This is a genomic window from Bacillus altitudinis 41KF2b, assembly GCF_000691145.1.
Taxonomy (GTDB): Bacteria; Bacillota; Bacilli; order Bacillales; family Bacillaceae; genus Bacillus; species Bacillus altitudinis.
Genome location: NZ_ASJC01000014.1, coordinates 37,745 through 55,639, shown reverse-complemented (window position 1 = coordinate 55,639; position 17,895 = coordinate 37,745). Strand labels below are relative to the sequence as shown.

Here is a 17,895-nt window from a genome sequence, read left to right as displayed (position 1 = left end):
CCAATCGGAACTGGTCTTTTTTGTGTTTTAAAAAAGGAACAAACACTCGATCTGGCATGGATACATATACTAAACTATCATCTAAAACATTCTTAATTTTGTATACAATTGAAAGCGCTAGGGCATACTGAAGCTATAAGTGGAGGTGTCACAATGAGCAAAAAAGAGCGAGAAGCAATTTGTTTGATTTGTGAAGAGAAAAAAACAAAGGGAATTTATTTATATCATCAGTTTTTATGCCGAGATTGTGAACGGAAGTTAATTTCTACATCAACCTCGGATCCTAGTTATGCTGATTATGTAAGAAAGCTTAAAAATCTTCATACGCCGCCTTTGTATTCATAGACCATTAGATGGTCTTTTTTTATGGGCAATCGGGGATTGGGCCTGTTTTTTGGAACTTAGTTTGGACATCAACCGTAATAAATAATAAGATAAACAGAGAGCCTGATTATTCATAGGAGTCGATGAACATGAAATCAATTTTTTACACATTTGTATGGGCCGTTCTCTCTACTCTTTTTTCGCTGGTGATTTTAACTGTCAGTATTGGTGTTTTCCATCATCATGTTGGATTGTCGATACTGTATGCGATGATTGGGTGGGGTGTGATGTTTGCAGGAAGCCGATGGGCTGCCTTCCAGTTGTTTTTGAAGAAACACGGACTGTCTCGCAGTGATTATGTATATATTAAACAGCATCTAAAAGAAGCCGGGCAAAAGCTGGTTCGTTTGAAGAAAGCTTTATTTGCTGTGAAGAACGTACAGACGATCAAGCATAATTATGAAATTCTTCGGCTTGCACGACGCATCTATACGATAACAAAAAAGGAACCGAACCGGTTTTATGATGCACAGCGGTTTTATTTTGAGAGTTTGGATTCTGTTGTTGAATTAACTGAGAAATATGCACTGCTGTATAATCAGCCGAATCGTAGCCATGAGCTTGAAATGACATTAAGCCAAACTCGAGTCACGCTGACTGAACTGCAAAAGCAATTGACGAATGATTTACAGCAAGTTTTAGGAAGAGATATAGAAGCACTTCATATTGAACTTGAAGTGGCCGATAAAATGATTAAAAAATAGACATGAAAGGAGTCAAACTCGATGAAACCAGAAGATCCAGTCATACCACCAGCCTCATCTACTACAGATCTTCCGTTTCGGGTGTTTGATACCTTATCTGATGAGGAAAAGCAGGAGGCGCTACAGCGAGCTGAGAAGATCCCTGACCATCCACAAAAACTGCTTTTCTATGGCACACGTGTGCAGGAACGATTGTTAGAACAATCAAAACAAATGATGCAATATGTGGAGAAAAAAGATATTGATCAAATCGGAGACGTTCTAGAAGCTTTTTTGCAGCAACTGCATTTAGTGGAGCCAGAGGATTTATTGCCAAAGAAGCGAGGCTTTTTTTTAAGGTTTTTTCAGCGAGAAAAGCGTTCTACTCAGGAGATCATATCTCGTTTTAAACAAGCAGAAGCACAGATAGAGAGATTGTCAGCAAGGCTTCGTTACGCCAGAGGCGTGTTAATTTCGGACCATAAGTTATTGGAGCGTTTATTTGAAGAAAATCAATCATACTTTCAAGAGATGACGTTACAGGTTGCAGCAGTTGAAGCAAAATTGACGCTGTTAGAGCGACATGCCCTAACAGAATCAACACAGTCACATGATCGGACATTAGAGGAGCAATTGATGAGTCGGGAAGTCGATGAAGAAGAATATATGGAGAGATTAAAAGAACGGAAGTATGATTTGCTGTTGAGCCGTCAAATTGCACTGCAATGTAATGCCCAAATTCGAATGATTCAGCATACAAACCATACATTAGCCAATCATATTCAATCAACTGTTTCCGCATCAATTCCTTTATGGATCAACCAAATGTCGATTGCGTTCAATCATATTCAGCAGCGAGCCAATTCAGCGCTTGAGCAGCGTATCCAGCAAACATATGAACAGGTATCGAAGCAGCAAGGACAGCTTCTTGAAGATGCATCCTTAACGCCTATAGATACGTTGAAAAAGGTTCAGCGCCAATTGGCCGAAACATTGCAGGAAACGTTGGAGGTAAAAGAACATGGGAGCCAAGAACGAGCACAATTAAAAAGCAGCATGTATGAGGCAGAGCAGAAGCTGGTGAATCATAAACCAATAAAGGAATGAGAATCCATCTTTCAGTTCACTTGTTTGAACGTTATAATAGATATAAGATATCGTTTAAGTGAAAAGGGTCGATTTGTTTGAAAACACCTTTATATACAGCATTATCACAACATGCGGAAAAGAAGCCCTATTCTTTTCACGTTCCGGGACATCACAATGGAGATGTCTTTTTTGATGAGGCACGGTCCTATTATGCATCCATTCTTCAGCTGGATGTGACAGAACTTGAAGGTCTAGATGATCTTCACCATCCGACTGGGGTGATTCAAGAGGCAGAGGATTTATTGGCAAAGCTATATGGAGCTAAACAAAGTTTTTTCCTTGTGAATGGCACAACCGTTGGCAATTTGGCAATGGTGATGTCTGCGTGTCAGGCTGGGGAGGGCATTTTCGTTCAGCGAAATTGTCATAAGTCTGTGTTCCATGCGATTGAGCTTGCGGGAGCGACGCCTATTATGTTAGAAACTGAGAGTGATCCGTACTTGCACGTCCCAACTCACGTGACGGAGGAAACAGTCAAACAAGCTATGGCGACACATCCTAACTGCCGGGCAATCGTTTTGACATATCCGAACTACTACGGACATGCAGCGGATTTATCAGGGCTCATTCAAATGTGTCATGAAGCTGGCATCATTGTATTAGTTGATGAGGCGCATGGTGCTCATTTTGTATTAGGCGGTGCCTTTCCTCCATCTGCCCTTTCCTATGGAGCAGACGTGGTGGTACAATCAGCACATAAAACCCTTCCGGCAATGACGATGGGGTCTTATCTTCATCTTCAAGGAGACCGAATTGATGTGAAGCGGATAAAGACGTTATTAACGATGCTTCAAAGCAGTTCACCTTCCTATCCAATTATGGCTTCGTTAGATGTGGCGAGAGCTTATGTGGAGGAGTTGAAGGGAAAAGGGTTAATGGACGAAATCATGAGAGACTTGGCAAATCTGAAAGCACAGTTCAATATGATCTCCAATCTCGAAGTGGTTGAGTCTGACTCTTTACCTATGGATCCATTAAAATGTGTCATTCGTTCAACAAAAGGGCTGACAGGCTATGAACTAAAAAAGGTGCTTGAGTCGGTGGAGGTTCACCCAGAACTTGCGGATGAACATCAAGTCTTACTCGTTTTTGGTCTAGGACAGACAAAGGACGTTCCTTTTACAGCTATAGAGCAGGCTCTTCAGCAAAGTGATTCATTGCTTATAAAAAAAGAGCCTCAAACGGGATCGCTCTTCTTAGAGCACGATCAGCAAAAGCGAGATGTAGAAGCTGTTCCATTCGAAAAAGCAGCTGGCCGGATTAGTGCAGAATCGGTCATTCCCTATCCGCCTGGCATTCCTTTGATGATCAAAGGAGAACCTATTGAATCAGATCAAGTTGAGACGTTAAGCCGTTTGCTTGGGCATCAAGTTCATGTGCAAGCAAGTCAGGTGATTCACCAGAGAAAATTATATGTTTATATAGAAGAGGAGACACTATGAGCGGTATGTTTATTACGTTTGAAGGGCCAGAGGGTGCTGGAAAAACGACAGTGATTCGAAAAGTGTACGAAGAAATGGAACGTCAAGGCTATGCAGTGATGGCGACACGTGAGCCCGGAGGCATTGACATTGCAGAGCAAATTCGTGAAGTTATTTTAAATGAAAAAAATACAAAAATGGATGCAAAAACAGAGGCATTGCTCTATGCAGCAGCTAGAAGGCAGCATTTGGCTGAAAAAGTAGAACCGGCATTGAAGCGGGGGGAAACTGTTTTATGTGATCGTTTTGTCGACAGCTCCCTTGCTTATCAGGGCTATGCGAGAGGGCTTGGGATTGAAGAAGTCAAATCCATTAATGATTTTGCCATTGATGGCACGATGCCGCAAATGACCATTTACTTTTCCATTACACCAGAGGAAGGTCTAAAGCGAATTGATGCCAATCAAGGAAGAGAAAAAAATCGATTAGACATGGAAACACTGAATTTTCATCAAATGGTCAGAGAAGGATATGAGCTGCTGATTGCGCAATCACCAGAACGATTCCGTGTAGTAGATGCGTCTCAGCCTGTTCAGGATGTCTTTAATGAAGTGTTTCAGCTGATTCAGGACACATTAAAGAAAAATCAAATATGACCTCATTCCCAATCGTTGTTATAATATAGAGGAAGACATCGGCATGTCACCTGTGCCTAAAATGAAGGAGGCCAATCAAATGAAATTAATTGTTGCCGTTGTACAGGATCAAGATAGCAGCAAGTTATTGAAAATATTGACCGAACATCAATTCGGCGTGACAAAATTAGCTTCGACTGGTGGATTTTTAAAGTCTGGGAATACGACTTTTATCATTGGTTGTGATGATGTCCGAGTGGATAAAGCGTTACAGCTAATCAAGGAAAATTGCCGTAAACGTGATCAAATGATCGCGCCTGTATCACCAATGGGTGGAAATGCAGATTCATATGTACCATACCCTGTTGAGGTTGAAGTTGGTGGAGCTACCGTCTTTATTCTGCCAGTTGAACAATTTCATCAATTTTAAGGATGGGTTGCTGTGAAAATTAATCAAGATATGCGGCTGCTTTTAGAAAAGCGTGAACTTCAAGCGATGAAAGGAAGCCAAACTTCAGCATCGTTTAAATCATCGATGGAGACACAAAGTGGTAAAATGCGTTTAGAGCAGCTGACAGTCATGCTGAGCGATATCGAAGTCTTCGGCAAGAAACTGACAAAGTCACGAAACCTTAAAGATTTGGCTAGGTTTAAAGGACTTGTGAAACGCTTTGTAAAAGAAACAGTCGATAATGGATTAAATATAGAGACATCAAGGAGCTTTGACATTTATGGCAACACGCGAACACTCGCTTTAGTCAAAGCATTAGATGAAAAGCTGATTGAGTTAACAGAGGATATGATGAATCAGGAGAAACCCTCGATTGATTTGCTTGAACGTATTGGAGAAATAAAAGGTTTATTGATTAACCTTTACACATAGAGAGTGATAACATGGCAATTAGCTGGGATGACATGAATGAGTTACAGCCGCGCGTCATGCGGCTGATTTTTAATAGTATTGATAAAGACCGACTGGCTCATGCTTATTTATTTGAAGGAAAAAAAGGGACAGGAAAGCTAGATGCTGCGATGCTTTTAGCGAAGAGCTTTTTTTGTTTGGAAGCAGGAGTGAAACCATGCGAGTCCTGTCAAAACTGCAAAAGAATTCAGTCTGGCAACCATCCTGATTTACATCTAGTGCAGCCTGACGGTCAATCAATTAAGAAGGCACAAGTGCAGGCTTTGCAGGAGGAATTTACAAAAGCAGGCGTAGAATCGCATCGGAAAATGTATATCATTCTCCATGCGGACAAAATGACGGTCAATGCTGCGAACAGTTTATTAAAGTTCCTAGAGGAGCCCAACCGGGAAACGATGGCAGTTTTAATCACTGAACAATCGCATAAAATGCTGGATACGATTATTTCAAGATGTCAGATGCTTAGCTTTCAGCCGCTACAGCCGCAATCTTTGGAGCAGCAGCTTTTACAAGAAGGCGTGTCTCAGGATCTTGCAAGGCTTTTGTCGAATTTAACCAATAATTTAGCAGAAGCACTCGAATTAAGTCGAAATGATCAGTTTGCAGAGTCTAGAGCGAAAGTGATAAAATTGTATGAAGTCTTACACCAGCGAAAAGAACATGCATTTTTTTATATACAAGATCAATGGATGCCTTTTTTCAAAGAGAAAGACCTTCAAGAAACTGGTCTTGATATGCTTTTATTTATATATCGTGATGTATTGTCGATTCAAATAGGAAATGAAGATAAAGTCATTTATCAAGACTTATTCCAGACAATGAAGCAGCACGCGCTGCATTCCACACAGCAGATGGTGACGAATCAGATCCTTGCTGTATTAGAAGCGAAAAAGAGACTTCAATCCAACGTGAATGCCCAAGGGCTAATGGAGCAATTGGTGTTGATGTTGCAGGAGGGATAAGCTTGTACAACGTAATTGGTGTTCGCTTTAAAAAAGCGGGCAAAATCTATTATTTCGATCCTAATGGATTTCATATAGAAAATGATAGTTGTGTCATTGTAGAAACAGTCAGAGGTGTTGAGTACGGGCAAGTGGTCATCGCCAATAAAAAAGTAGATGAACACGATGTGGTTCTCCCTTTGCGTAAGGTGATTCGCGTCGCAGACGAACGAGACCGGCTCATCGTTGAGGAGAACAAAGAAGCAGCGATGGCAGCCTTTGACACATGTCTTCAGAAAGTAAGTGAACACGGCCTGGAAATGAAGCTGGTCGATGTCGAATTTACATTCGACCGCAACAAGGTCATCTTCTATTTTACAGCGGATGGCAGAGTAGATTTCCGTGAGCTGGTCAAGGATCTTGCATCTATTTTTAAGACGAGAATTGAACTTCGTCAAATCGGTGTAAGAGACGAGGCAAAAATGCTAGGCGGCATTGGTCCGTGTGGACGTATGCTTTGCTGTTCAACTTTCTTAGGAGATTTTGAACCTGTGTCCATTAAAATGGCAAAAGATCAAAACCTCTCGTTAAACCCTACCAAAATTTCAGGGCTTTGCGGCCGTTTAATGTGCTGCTTGAAATATGAGAATGATGAGTACGAAACAGCAAAAGAACAATTACCGGACATCGGTGAAACGATTCAGACGTCTAATGGCTCTGCAAAGGTAGTAGGGCTTAATATTTTAGAACGAATTTTGCAAGTTGAATTAACCGGGCAAGAAAAAGTGATAGAATATACTTGGGAAGAATTATTACAAGAAGGCGTTGTATCTGCACAAACAACTGAGTAACGAGGTGTGCCACCTTGGATAAAAAGGAACTATTTGATACGGTGATTAATTTAGAAGAACAAATCGGTTCTCTTTATCGCCAGCTAGGTGATTTGAAAAATCATATCGGTGAAGTGATTGAAGAAAATCATCAGCTGCAGATGGAGAATCAGCACTTGCGTGAACGTCTGGATCAATCCGATCGAGATAAATCGTCTGAGGCAGAGCATGATTCTGCCCAGAAGCCAAGTCATTCTGATATAGGAGAAGGTCATGATAACCTAGCTCGTTTATATCAGGAGGGCTTCCATATTTGTAATGTACATTATGGGAGCATTCGGAAAGAGGGAGACTGTTTGTTCTGTCTGTCATTTTTAAATAAAAAATGAGAAAAGGCTTCCGCTGAATCGGGAGCCTTTTTCACAGGAAAAGAAAGGATACATCATGGTTTCGTTAAGAGAAGATGAACGTTTAGACTACTTGCTTGCAGAAGATATGAAAATTATTCAAAGTAAAACGGTGTTCGCCTTTTCATTGGATGCAGTGTTATTAGCAAAATTTGCGTATGTGCCGATTCAAAAAGGGGAGATTATTGATCTTTGTACGGGAAATGGCATCGTTCCATTGCTGCTTTCGACGAGATCTAAAGCCTCTATTACAGGGGTTGAAATTCAAGAACGCCTGTTTGATATGGCAAAGAGAAGTGTGGCGCATAATCAACTGGAGCAGCAGATTGAGTTGATCCATGGTGATTTAAATGATATGCCTAAACGGTACGGAAACCACAAAGTAGACGTGATTACTTGTAATCCGCCATATTTTAAGACTCCTTCTAAGGATGAAATCAATGAAAATGAGTATTTGGCGATCGCACGTCATGAGATTCATTGTACATTAGAAGATGTCATTCGTGTTTCTTCCACTTTGCTAAAGCAAGGAGGCAAACTGGCAATGGTTCACCGTCCTGGACGGCTGCTTGAGATTGTTGAAATGATGAAGAAATACCGAATTGAGCCAAAACGAATTCAATTTGTATATCCGAAACAAGGAAAAGAAGCGAATACCATTTTAGTGGAAGGCATGAAAGATGGAAAGCCGGATTTGAAAATTCTCCCGCCGCTTTTTGTTTATGGAGAAGACCAAGAGTATACAAAAGAAATCAGGACGATACTGTATGGAGAAGCATAGTCATTATTTCTATGTATTGAAATGTGCAGATGGTAGTTTGTACGCTGGGTATACAAATGATTTACAAAAAAGGCTGACTGCCCATAATAGTGGGAAGGGTGCAAAGTATACGAGAGCCAGACGGCCGGTGGAACTTTATTATCACGAATGTTTTTCAACCAAAAGAGAAGCCATGCAACAGGAATATCGTTTCAAAACGTGGACACGTCGAAAAAAGGATATGTATATAGAAGAAAAGCGAATCAAAAAGGAGGCGGCACATGAAAAAGACACAGAAAAGCTTTGATGGTCAATCAGAAATGGGTATTCTTTATCTCGTACCAACCCCGATTGGAAACTTAGAAGATATGACATTTCGAGCGATACAAACGTTAAAAGATGTAGACTATATTGCCGCAGAAGATACGAGACAAACGAAAAAGCTTTGTCATGTCTATGAAATTGATACCCCATTAACGAGTTATCATGAACATAACAAAGATAGCAGTGGTCACAAGTTAATCGAATGGTTAAAAGAAGGAAAGAATATTGCACTCGTGAGCGATGCGGGTTTACCGACGATCTCTGATCCAGGAGCCGAAGTGGTTCGCGACTTTACGAACATCGGAGGCTATGTCATTCCGTTACCTGGTGCAAACGCAGCACTTACGGCGCTTATTGCGTCAGGAATCGCACCACAGCCATTTTTCTTTTACGGTTTTCTTGATCGTCAAAAAAAGGAAAAGAAAAAACAGTTGGAAGCATTGAAGAAACGCCAAGAAACAATTATTTTCTATGAAGCGCCCCATCGGTTAAAAGAAACGCTGACTGTGATGAAAGAAGTGTGGGGGAACCGGAATATTGCCATTACGAGAGAACTGACAAAGAAATTTGAAGAGTTTATTCGTGGAGATTTAGAATACGCGCTGACTTGGGTGACAGAACAACAAATCCGTGGTGAATTCTGTCTCGTCGTACAAGGAAATGATCAGGATGAAGAAGAACTGAATGAAGAAGCTTGGTGGAATTCTTTATCTGAAAAAGAGCACGTGATCCATTACATAGAGGAAGGGTTAACGTCAAAAGAGGCTATTAAACGTACTGCGGTCGAACGTGGTGTGCCAAAGCGGACGATCTATGATGCGTATCATATTGAACAATAAAGAAAGGTTCTTGCAAACGGTGCAAGAACCTTTTTATATAAAACTTATTTTTGTGATTGAAGTTGGTTTTGGATTTCGTTAATGATTTGCTCTGCACCTTCACGGCTAAGAACTAATTTACCATTAGCAAGTTTAAGGTTATCGTCTGATACTTCACCTGTTACTTGGCAAGTCATGTTTGGTTTATATTTTTTTAGGATAATTTTTTCATCATCAACATAAATTTCCAAAGCGTCTTTTTCTGCGATTCCTAACGTACGGCGAAGCTCGATTGGAATCACCACGCGTCCTAATTCGTCAACTTTACGTACAATACCTGTAGATTTCATCTTCATTCTCCTCCCAAAAAGTTCTTATTCTTAATATAATATTATCTTCGTCATTATTCGACAAATTCCTTACATTCCTAGCATAACAAGGTTTCCATAAATCGTCAATCATTTTGTTTACTATTGTTTGTAAAATATGACTCTTAAAGTCAAAGGACCTTGAAACTACCGGTGTATAAGGATTTTTCAGAATTTATCTATAAAAATATGAAAAATGACGATAACAGATTAACAAGACTTTTGCCCTAATTTAGCCAATTGTAAATCTGGAAATAGATTTCATACGACAATATTCGACAAAATGTCGAGCGTTTTGTCGTTTTTTTCGAAAAACTCATCTTTTTCGTTCATTTCAATCTGTTCTATGTATATATGCTTGATCTTAAAGGCTAAGATGGTATCATAGAGAAAGCACAAGTGCAAAACATAATGAAATGATCTGACACATTTTAATGAAGTATGATGACCGCTCTCGTCCATTGGGCGGGAGTTTTTGACATTTACACACAAGCAGGAGGTTCCGACATGCCGGAAAAGAAAAAAACGTTTTATCTGACTACACCAATTTACTATCCGAGCGGAAAATTACATATTGGACATGCTTATACGACAGTGGCAGGGGATGCCATGGCTCGATATAAACGTCTGCAAGGCTATGATGTGATGTATTTAACGGGTACTGATGAGCACGGACAAAAAATTCAGCAAAAAGCTGAAGAACAAAATATTACACCGATTGAGTATTTAGATCCGGTCGTTGCTGACATTAAATCATTATGGAAGAAACTCGACATTTCAAACGATGATTTCATTCGTACAACGGAAAAAAGACATACGAAAATCATTGAGCAAGTCTTTCAAAAGCTGCTTGATCAAGGAGATATTTATTTAGATCAATATGAGGGCTGGTACAGTATTCCTGATGAAACATTCTATACGGAAACACAGCTTGTTGATGTTGAGCGAAATGAGAAAGGGGAAGTCATTGGAGGGAAAAGCCCAGACAGTGGACACCCTGTTGAATTGATTAAAGAGGAATCATATTTCTTCCGTATGAGTAAGTATGCTGATCGCTTACTAGACTATTACGAAAAGAACCCGTCGTTCATTCAGCCTGAATCAAGAAAGAATGAAATGATTAATAACTTCATTAAACCGGGGTTAGAGGATTTAGCTGTATCAAGAACAACCTTTGATTGGGGCATTAAAGTACCTAATAATCCGAAGCACGTCATCTATGTATGGATTGATGCGTTATTCAACTACTTAACAGCGATTGGCTACGGAACCGATCAAGATGAAAAATATAAAAAATATTGGCCTGCCAACGTACACCTAGTTGGGAAAGAAATTGTACGATTCCATACAATTTACTGGCCAATTATGCTGATGGCACTTGATCTGCCGTTGCCAAAACAAATTTTTGCACATGGCTGGCTGCTCATGAAAGATGGCAAAATGTCTAAATCAAAAGGGAACGTAGTAGATCCTGTTACGTTAATTGATCGTTATGGTCTTGATGCTCTTCGTTATTATCTGCTACGCGAAGTACCATTTGGTGCAGACGGTGTGTTTACACCAGAAGGATTCGTGGAACGTGTAAACTATGACCTTGCCAATGATTTAGGAAACTTGCTTAATCGTACAGTGGCGATGGTGCAAAAATACTTCGACGGTACATTAAGCAGCTATAAGGGACCAGTCAATGAGTTTGATGAGGAACTAAAAGCTGTAGCTGAACAAACGGTGAAAGCCTATGAAGAAGCGATGGAAAACCTCGAATTCTCAGTGGCTCTTTCAAATGTTTGGACATTAATCAGCAGAACAAATAAATATATTGATCAAACAGCTCCATGGGTGTTAGCAAAGGATGAAACAAAACGAAAAGAACTGCATTCGGTGATGTACCATTTAGCAGAATCACTCCGAATCACAGCTGTGTTGTTAACGCCATTCTTAACAAAAACACCTGAGAAAATCTTCTTCCAGCTTGGAATTGAAGAAGAGAAACTCAAAAGCTGGGAAAGCATTCTTTCTTTCGGTGCGATCCAAAAAGCGACGGTACAAAAAGGTGAGCCGTTGTTCCCTCGTTTAGAGGTTGAAGAAGAAGTGGCATACATTAAAGAGAAGATGCAGGGAAGTGCGCCTAAGGTAGAAGAAGAGACAGTTGAAATAGAAGAAACTGAATTACCTGAGCTGGGTGCCGAAATCGCCTTCGATGATTTTTCGAAAGTTGACCTTCGTGTAGCACAAGTATTGGAAGCAGCACCAGTGAAAAAAGCTGATCGTCTCTTAAAGCTTCAGCTTGATTTTGGATTTGAAAAGAGACAAATTGTCTCAGGGATTGCCAAGCATTATCAACCAGAAGAATTGGTAGGGAAGAAGCTCGTCTGCGTAGCGAATCTCACACCAGTTAAACTAAGAGGGGAAATTTCCCAGGGAATGATTTTAACTGGAGAAACTAGTGGTAAATTGCAGGTTCTTGAAGTAGATCAATCTCTAGCAAATGGAACGAAAATTTTATAATTTAACAAAGGTGTTCCACGTGTAACATTTCGTCGAACACCTTTTGTTTTTCAGAAGAATTGTCGAAAGGAGCAATCAACCATGTTATTTGATACACATGCCCACTTAAATGCTGAACAATATAATGAAGACTTAGAGCAGGTGATTGAAAGAGCCAAAAGTGAAAAAGTAGAGAAGATTGTGGTGGTCGGGTTTGATCGTCCAACCATTACGAGAGCGATGGAGCTAATTGAAGCATATGATTTTATGTATGCAGCCATCGGCTGGCATCCTGTTGATGCCATTGATATGACAGATGAAGATTTGGCTTGGATCAAAGAATTATCTCAGCATGAAAAGGTTGTTGCCATTGGAGAAATGGGTCTAGATTACTATTGGGACAAGTCGCCAAAAGATGTGCAAAAAGAAGTCTTTAGACGTCAAATTGCTCTTGCAAAAGAAGTGAATCTGCCAATCATCATTCATAACCGTGACGCTACGGAAGATGTAGTGACGATCTTAAAAGAAGAAGGAGCGGCAGAAGTCGGAGGAATTATGCACTGCTTTACTGGCAGCCTCGAAATTGCAAAAGCGTGTATGGAAATGAACTTTTATATCTCATTCGGTGGACCTGTGACATTTAAAAATGCGAAAAAACCGAAAGAAGTTGTCAAGGATATTCCAAGTGATCGTCTTCTGATTGAGACAGACTGCCCGTATTTAACTCCAGCGCCATTTAGAGGGAAACGAAATGAGCCGAGCTATGTGAAATATATCGCAGAACAAATTGCTGAATTGCGAGAAATAAGCTTTGAAGAGCTTGCTGCATTGACAACAGAAAATGCGAAAAAAGTTTTCCGTATAAACTGACAGTATATGATGTCAATCCTTGTTTAAGCTTGTCCAATTGTGAAACATAACGAAAAAGTTCTACACGTTTGCGCCTCCTCATAGGATAAGTTGTCGATAAGTCTTTCTTCCCTTCCTTCCAAAAATCTCCCATAATAGGTTTACAATCGAGCATTTTTGTACAGTGGGTGGAAGGGTTGACAGGTTTTGAGATACTCTATATAATCTCTCCGAGGAGAAGGAGGCGTTTTTCATCGTACAAAAAATGAAAAATCTGTTTTCTGTCAAGCTAGGAAAAGGCAAGGTTTTATTTCTAGTCGCTTGCTTGCTTTTAGCTGGAACTGGGACGGCTTACGGTGCGCATGAGCTCACCAAGCAGTCTATTACCATTTCAATCAATGGCAAAGAGAAGACAATTCGTACACATGAAGAGACAGTAGCACAGCTGCTTTCAGACCTTGGAATAAGGACCAGGGCGGAGGATCATATCTCTCCAAGTCTAAATACAAAGATTCAAGACAACATGAACATTGTGTATGATGCGGCTATACCGGTTCATCTCACCCTAGATGGGAAAGAGAAAACGATATTGACAACAGATCAGACGGTTGGAGCATTATTGAAGAATGAGAAGATAGATATTGGGAAGCACGATCAAGTAACTCCAGGAAAGAATGACAAGATTAAAAAGAATATGGATCTTGTGGTTCAGCAGGCCTTCCAGGTCAGCTTAAACGATGGAGGAAAGGATAAGAAAGTGTGGACCACTTCGACTACGGTCGCTGACTTTTTAAAGCAACAAGAGCTGAAGCTCAAGAAGCACGATAAGATCAAACCTGCGTTACATAGTCACCTTTCTAAAAAAAGCGCAGATGTGAAGATCACTCGGGTGGAAAAAGTCACCGATGTAGTGGAAGAGAAAATTGCTTTTGATACCAAACATAAAAAGGATCGATCTCTTGAAAAAGGAAAAGAGAAGGTGCTTGAAAAAGGTGAAGAAGGTAAATTAAAGAAGCACTATGCCATTGTGAAAGAAAACGGCAAAGTGGTGTCTAAAGAATTAATTAAAGAGGTTACTGCAAAAGACAGTAAGGATCGTTTAGTGGCCGTTGGTACACAAGTGTCCAAGAAGGAACCTAAAGCGTCACCTGCGGTTTCAAGAAGTAATGAATCTTCAGGAAAAGAGTTCTATGTGACGTCTACAGCCTATACAGCGAGCTGTGCTGGATGTACGGGCAGAACGTCTACAGGCTTTAATTTAAAAGCAAATCCAGGTGCGAAGGTCATAGCAGTAGATCCGAGTGTCATTCCGCTGGGCTCTAAAGTGTATGTGGAAGGCTATGGGTATGCCGTTGCATCAGACACTGGATCTGCTATAAAAGGGAATAAAATTGATGTGTTCGTCCCAAGTAAGTCGGCAGCTTATCAATGGGGAAATAAACGAGTGAAAATTAGAGTGCTCAAATAAACACATCAAATCATTTATATGAACAGAGGGCTTTGCGCACCCTCTGTTTTTTTGGTTATAATAGAAGCACTGTTTTCTAATTAATTAGACGCAAAAGCAGCATGGAAGGTTTCATTTTTTGACAAAAAAATGTAGATTGTTTTTGCAAGCGGAGGAATACATGAAAATCAAAGAAATCATTGTGGTGGAGGGTCGTGACGACACTGCTAGAGTAAAGATGGCAGTTGATGCAGATACGATTGAAACGAATGGATCTGCCATTGGCGATACAGTCATTCAACAAGTGCGTCTTGCTCAGGAGACGAGGGGGGTTATCATTTTAACTGATCCTGATTTCCCTGGGGAAAAGATCCGTAAAACCATCGCAGAGGCTGTCCCTGGCTGTAAGCACGCCTTTTTACCAAAACACCTTGCGAAAGCGAAGCGGGACAAAGGAATTGGTGTTGAGCATGCTTCCTTGGATAGTATTCGAGAATGCCTTGCTCATGTCCATGAGGAAATGGAAGAATCAGAAAGCGAGATTACGTTAGACGATTTATTTGACGCAGGCCTTATCGGAGGCGAAGCATCAAAACGCCGCCGCGAACGATTAGGTGTGCTTTTAAATATAGGATATACAAATGCGAAGCAGCTGCAAAAGCGTCTTCACATGTTCCAAATAACGAAAGAGGATTTTATTGCGGCCTTAAAGACCGTCATGCAGGAGGAAGCCGATGAATAAAGATATTGCGACGCCCATCAGAACGAAGGAAATACTGAAGAAGTACGGTTTCTCTTTTAAAAAGAGCTTAGGGCAAAACTTTTTAATTGATACGAATATTTTAGATCGCATTGTCGATCATGCAGAGATTACGGATGAGACAGGTGTGATTGAAATTGGCCCTGGTATCGGTGCGTTGACTGAACAGCTCGCTAAACGGGCAAAGAAAGTCACGGCTTTTGAAATCGACCAGCGCCTATTGCCGATTTTAAACGATACGCTTTCTCCATACGATAATGTCACCATTATACATCAAGACGTATTGAAGGCAGATGTAAGAAAGGTGATTGAAGAACAGTTTGCTGACTGTAAAGAAGTAATGGTCGTAGCAAACCTTCCTTATTATGTGACGACACCAATTATTATGAAATTGCTTGAAGAAAACCTTCCATTGAAAGGAATCGTTGTCATGCTGCAAAAAGAAGTAGCAGATCGCATGGCTGCTGTTCCTTCATCAAAAGAATACAACTCTTTGTCGATTGCAGTGCAATTTTATACAGAAGCGAAGACGGTCATGGTTGTGCCGAAAACGGTTTTCGTCCCACAACCAAATGTGGATTCAGCGGTAATCAAACTAACTGTTCGTGAAACGCCTGCGGTCTCAGTAGACAATGATACGTTTTTCTTTCAACTGATTCGTGCGAGTTTTGGCCAACGCCGGAAGACATTGATGAATAATTTGATGAACAATCTGCCAGATGGCAAGAAACATAAAGCGATCATTGAAGAAGCCCTTGTAACAGCTGAGGTTGATGGGAAACGCCGTGGTGAATCATTATCAATCGATGAATTTGCCCGTTTGTCCAATGTTTTACACAAAGCCCTTTCATAAGGGCTTTTTTCTTTTGGTTTTCACCACTTCACCTGTTCAGGCATAGGCTAGAAAGAACAACACACCTGAAAGAAGAACAAGTGTAGCGTAAGACGATACCAACAGGATAAGAGCCTGATTGTGGAGTGAAAAGCATGCAATTTCAAATAGGAGATATGGTGACGAGGGCATCCTATCAGATGGATATTATGTTTCGTATCATTCGAATTGATGAGACAGACCAGCACGAAGCCACCGCCATTTTGCATGGGAATGAAGTGAGGCTGATCGCCGATGCGAAGATGTCAGATTTGGTCTTGATTCAAAAAGAGGAGCAACTGACAAGAGAGAAAGACGATGAACGGAAAATTAACGAATCGCTCGACTTACTCAGGCAAGATTATCAGCTGCTTCGTGAAAAACAAGAGTATTATACGTCTGGACAATATCAGCATCAGGAGCAGTATTTTCATATGCCCGGAAAGGTTCTGCATTTAGATGGAGATGCTTCATACTTAAAGAAATGCTTAGATGTATATGAAAGAATTGGTGTACCTGTGTATGGTGTGCATTGCCACGAGAAGAAAATGCCAAGCATGATTGATTCATTAATTGATCAATACCGGCCTGATATTTTGGTCATCACAGGACATGATGCGTATTCTAAACAAAAGGGCGGTGTACACGATATCGGTGCATATCGTCATTCTCGTCATTTCGTTGAAACGGTTCAAAAGGCAAGAAGGAAGGTTCCGCATTTAGATCAGCTCGTGATCTTTGCAGGTGCCTGCCAATCTCATTTTGAATCATTAATTCAAGCAGGTGCTAATTTTGCAAGCTCACCCTCACGTGTCAACATTCATGCACTTGACCCCGTCTATATTGTTGCCAAGATCAGCTTCACTCCATTTGTAGATCGAATCAACGTGTGGGATGTGCTCCGAAATACACTGACGAGAGAAAAAGGTCTCGGAGGGATTGAAACAAGGGGTGTTTTAAGGGTAGGTATGCCATATAAAAGAGACCATGAATCGACATAACCCGACTGATTTCAGTCTGGTTTTTTTTATGCTCAAAAAGAAATTTCATATGAATACATAATTCACCGGAATTTGAGAAAAATAGGGAGGAGAAAAGGTAGAAGTTTGTCAAAATTATTTTGTTGACAATGGCTCGTGTTGGTTGATATAATTTAATTTTTATTTGACAAAAATGGGCCGTTGTTGTATAATTATCTCAGTGAGGTGGATGCAATGGCGAAGACTTTGTCCGACATCAAAAGATCGCTTGATGGTAACTTAGGTAAACGTTTGACGTTAAAGGCTAACGGAGGCCGCCGAAAAACAATTGAGCGTTCGGGCATTTTAGCTGAAACGTACCCTTCTGTTTTTGTGATTCAATTAGATCAAGATGAGAATTCGTTTGAAAGAGTTTCTTACAGTTATGCAGATATACTGACTGAGACGGTCGAATTAACGTTCGATGATACCGCTAGCTCAGTCGCCTATTAATGGGCAGTGAACTTTTTGTTTACTGCTTTTTGTTTTGCCTTTTTTTCTGTATGGGAGGCTGTCCATTATTTGAAAGGGGTAAAAGGCAGGAATCGATGCAAAATAAGAAAGCCACAAAGGAGTGGCGATGATTCGAATTCTCGACCAAAGGGGCTGTTTCGTTTGGGTAGACGCCGAGGCATTATGTCAGATGAGTTCAAATACGAGCTGGCGAAGGATCTTGGATTTTATGATACCGTCAAAAATGGAGGCTGGGGAGAGATTCGTGCGCGTGACGCAGGAAATATGGTCAAACGTGCCATTGAATTAGCTCAACAGCACATGGCTCAAGAAGAGAATCAACGATAAAGAAATGATCAGGGATACC

At 40.6% G+C, this 17,895-nt stretch carries 22 protein-coding genes; 21 read left to right on the top strand and 1 reads right to left on the bottom strand.

Translation table 11 applies throughout. The features are described from left to right. Nucleotides 1–153: 153 nt before the first annotated feature. From BA79_RS16915 to rsmI, 13 genes are all read left to right on the top strand, one after another. Nucleotides 154–345, top strand: a complete 192-nt coding sequence (locus BA79_RS16915; protein ID WP_017359334.1) for a sigma factor G inhibitor Gin — start codon at nt 154–156, stop codon at nt 343–345. 128 nt (nt 346–473) lie between these two features. After that, nucleotides 474–1,088 carry a 5-bromo-4-chloroindolyl phosphate hydrolysis family protein gene (locus BA79_RS16910; RefSeq protein WP_017359333.1) on the top strand — a complete coding sequence of 205 codons (615 nt, stop codon included), beginning with the start codon at nt 474–476 and terminating at the stop codon, nt 1,086–1,088. 21 nt (nt 1,089–1,109) lie between these two features. Further along, nucleotides 1,110–2,174 (top strand): toxic anion resistance protein, encoded by a 1,065-nt coding sequence (locus tag BA79_RS16905; protein ID WP_035704077.1) that lies wholly within the window; start codon nt 1,110–1,112, stop codon nt 2,172–2,174. Between the two features lie 77 nt (nt 2,175–2,251). Then, nucleotides 2,252–3,658 carry an aminotransferase class I/II-fold pyridoxal phosphate-dependent enzyme gene (locus BA79_RS16900; protein ID WP_035704076.1) on the top strand — a complete coding sequence of 469 codons (1,407 nt, stop codon included), beginning with the start codon at nt 2,252–2,254 and terminating at the stop codon, nt 3,656–3,658. Then, nucleotides 3,655–4,293, top strand: a complete 639-nt coding sequence (gene tmk, locus BA79_RS16895; protein ID WP_007496237.1) for a dTMP kinase — start codon at nt 3,655–3,657, stop codon at nt 4,291–4,293. Before BA79_RS16900 ends, tmk begins: the two co-directional genes overlap by 4 nt. Nucleotides 4,294–4,372: 79 nt before the next feature. Beyond that, the gene (locus BA79_RS16890) at nt 4,373–4,702 is read left to right on the top strand and encodes a cyclic-di-AMP receptor (protein WP_012008640.1); all 330 of its coding nucleotides are present in this window, start codon (nt 4,373–4,375) and stop codon (nt 4,700–4,702) included. Between the two features lie 12 nt (nt 4,703–4,714). Further along, a complete protein-coding gene (locus BA79_RS16885; protein WP_008341898.1) occupies nt 4,715–5,155 on the top strand; it encodes a YaaR family protein in 441 nt (146 codons plus the stop codon). Nucleotides 5,156–5,166: 11 nt separating this feature from the next. Then, nucleotides 5,167–6,156, top strand: coding sequence for a DNA polymerase III subunit delta' (gene holB, locus BA79_RS16880; protein ID WP_007496231.1), 990 nt, complete (start codon nt 5,167–5,169; stop codon nt 6,154–6,156). Between the two features lie 2 nt (nt 6,157–6,158). Next, nucleotides 6,159–6,986, top strand: a complete 828-nt coding sequence (gene ricT, locus BA79_RS16875) for a competence/sporulation regulator complex protein RicT (protein WP_007496230.1) — start codon at nt 6,159–6,161, stop codon at nt 6,984–6,986. 14 nt (nt 6,987–7,000) lie between these two features. Next, nucleotides 7,001–7,354, top strand: a complete 354-nt coding sequence (gene yabA, locus BA79_RS16870; protein ID WP_007496228.1) for a DNA replication initiation control protein YabA — start codon at nt 7,001–7,003, stop codon at nt 7,352–7,354. A gap of 55 nt (nt 7,355–7,409) precedes the next feature. After that, on the top strand, nt 7,410–8,153 hold the full coding sequence (locus BA79_RS16865; RefSeq protein ID WP_017359328.1) for a tRNA1(Val) (adenine(37)-N6)-methyltransferase: 744 nt from the start codon (nt 7,410–7,412) through the stop codon (nt 8,151–8,153). Next, the gene (locus tag BA79_RS16860) at nt 8,140–8,439 is read left to right on the top strand and encodes a GIY-YIG nuclease family protein (RefSeq protein WP_017359327.1); all 300 of its coding nucleotides are present in this window, start codon (nt 8,140–8,142) and stop codon (nt 8,437–8,439) included. Before BA79_RS16865 ends, BA79_RS16860 begins: the two co-directional genes overlap by 14 nt. Next, a complete protein-coding gene (rsmI, locus tag BA79_RS16855) occupies nt 8,414–9,295 on the top strand; it encodes a 16S rRNA (cytidine(1402)-2'-O)-methyltransferase (protein ID WP_008341890.1) in 882 nt (293 codons plus the stop codon). The genes BA79_RS16860 and rsmI overlap by 26 nt, the downstream gene beginning before the upstream one ends. A gap of 44 nt (nt 9,296–9,339) precedes the next feature. Here rsmI and abrB read toward each other — a convergent pair whose 3' ends face one another. Beyond that, nucleotides 9,340–9,630, bottom strand: coding sequence for a transition state genes transcriptional regulator AbrB (gene abrB, locus BA79_RS16850; RefSeq protein ID WP_087975202.1), 291 nt, complete (start codon nt 9,628–9,630; stop codon nt 9,340–9,342). Nucleotides 9,631–10,149: 519 nt separating this feature from the next. Here abrB and metG point away from each other — a divergent pair. The 8 genes from metG to BA79_RS16810 all read left to right on the top strand — a co-directional run bounded on the left by metG (nt 10,150) and on the right by BA79_RS16810 (nt 17,876). Next, entirely contained in the window at nt 10,150–12,150 is a 2,001-nt protein-coding gene (gene metG, locus BA79_RS16845; protein ID WP_035704074.1) for a methionine--tRNA ligase, read from the top strand. 81 nt (nt 12,151–12,231) lie between these two features. Continuing rightward, entirely contained in the window at nt 12,232–12,999 is a 768-nt protein-coding gene (locus BA79_RS16840; protein WP_017359325.1) for a TatD family hydrolase, read from the top strand. Nucleotides 13,000–13,243: 244 nt separating this feature from the next. Further along, nucleotides 13,244–14,446: a resuscitation-promoting factor gene (locus BA79_RS16835; protein WP_035704073.1), complete on the top strand. Its 1,203-nt coding sequence runs from the start codon at nt 13,244–13,246 to the stop codon at nt 14,444–14,446. A gap of 160 nt (nt 14,447–14,606) precedes the next feature. Then, entirely contained in the window at nt 14,607–15,167 is a 561-nt protein-coding gene (gene rnmV, locus BA79_RS16830; RefSeq protein ID WP_008341876.1) for a ribonuclease M5, read from the top strand. Further along, entirely contained in the window at nt 15,160–16,038 is an 879-nt protein-coding gene (rsmA, locus tag BA79_RS16825) for a 16S rRNA (adenine(1518)-N(6)/adenine(1519)-N(6))-dimethyltransferase RsmA (protein WP_008341873.1), read from the top strand. The genes rnmV and rsmA overlap by 8 nt, the downstream gene beginning before the upstream one ends. Before the next feature lie 134 nt (nt 16,039–16,172). Continuing rightward, nucleotides 16,173–17,057, top strand: a complete 885-nt coding sequence (yabG, locus tag BA79_RS16820; protein WP_007496216.1) for a sporulation peptidase YabG — start codon at nt 16,173–16,175, stop codon at nt 17,055–17,057. Between the two features lie 213 nt (nt 17,058–17,270). Further along, a complete protein-coding gene (gene veg, locus BA79_RS16815; protein WP_003217979.1) occupies nt 17,271–17,528 on the top strand; it encodes a biofilm formation stimulator Veg in 258 nt (85 codons plus the stop codon). Between the two features lie 162 nt (nt 17,529–17,690). Next, nucleotides 17,691–17,876 carry a small, acid-soluble spore protein, alpha/beta type gene (locus BA79_RS16810; protein ID WP_017366434.1) on the top strand — a complete coding sequence of 62 codons (186 nt, stop codon included), beginning with the start codon at nt 17,691–17,693 and terminating at the stop codon, nt 17,874–17,876. Nucleotides 17,877–17,895 lie beyond the last annotated feature (19 nt).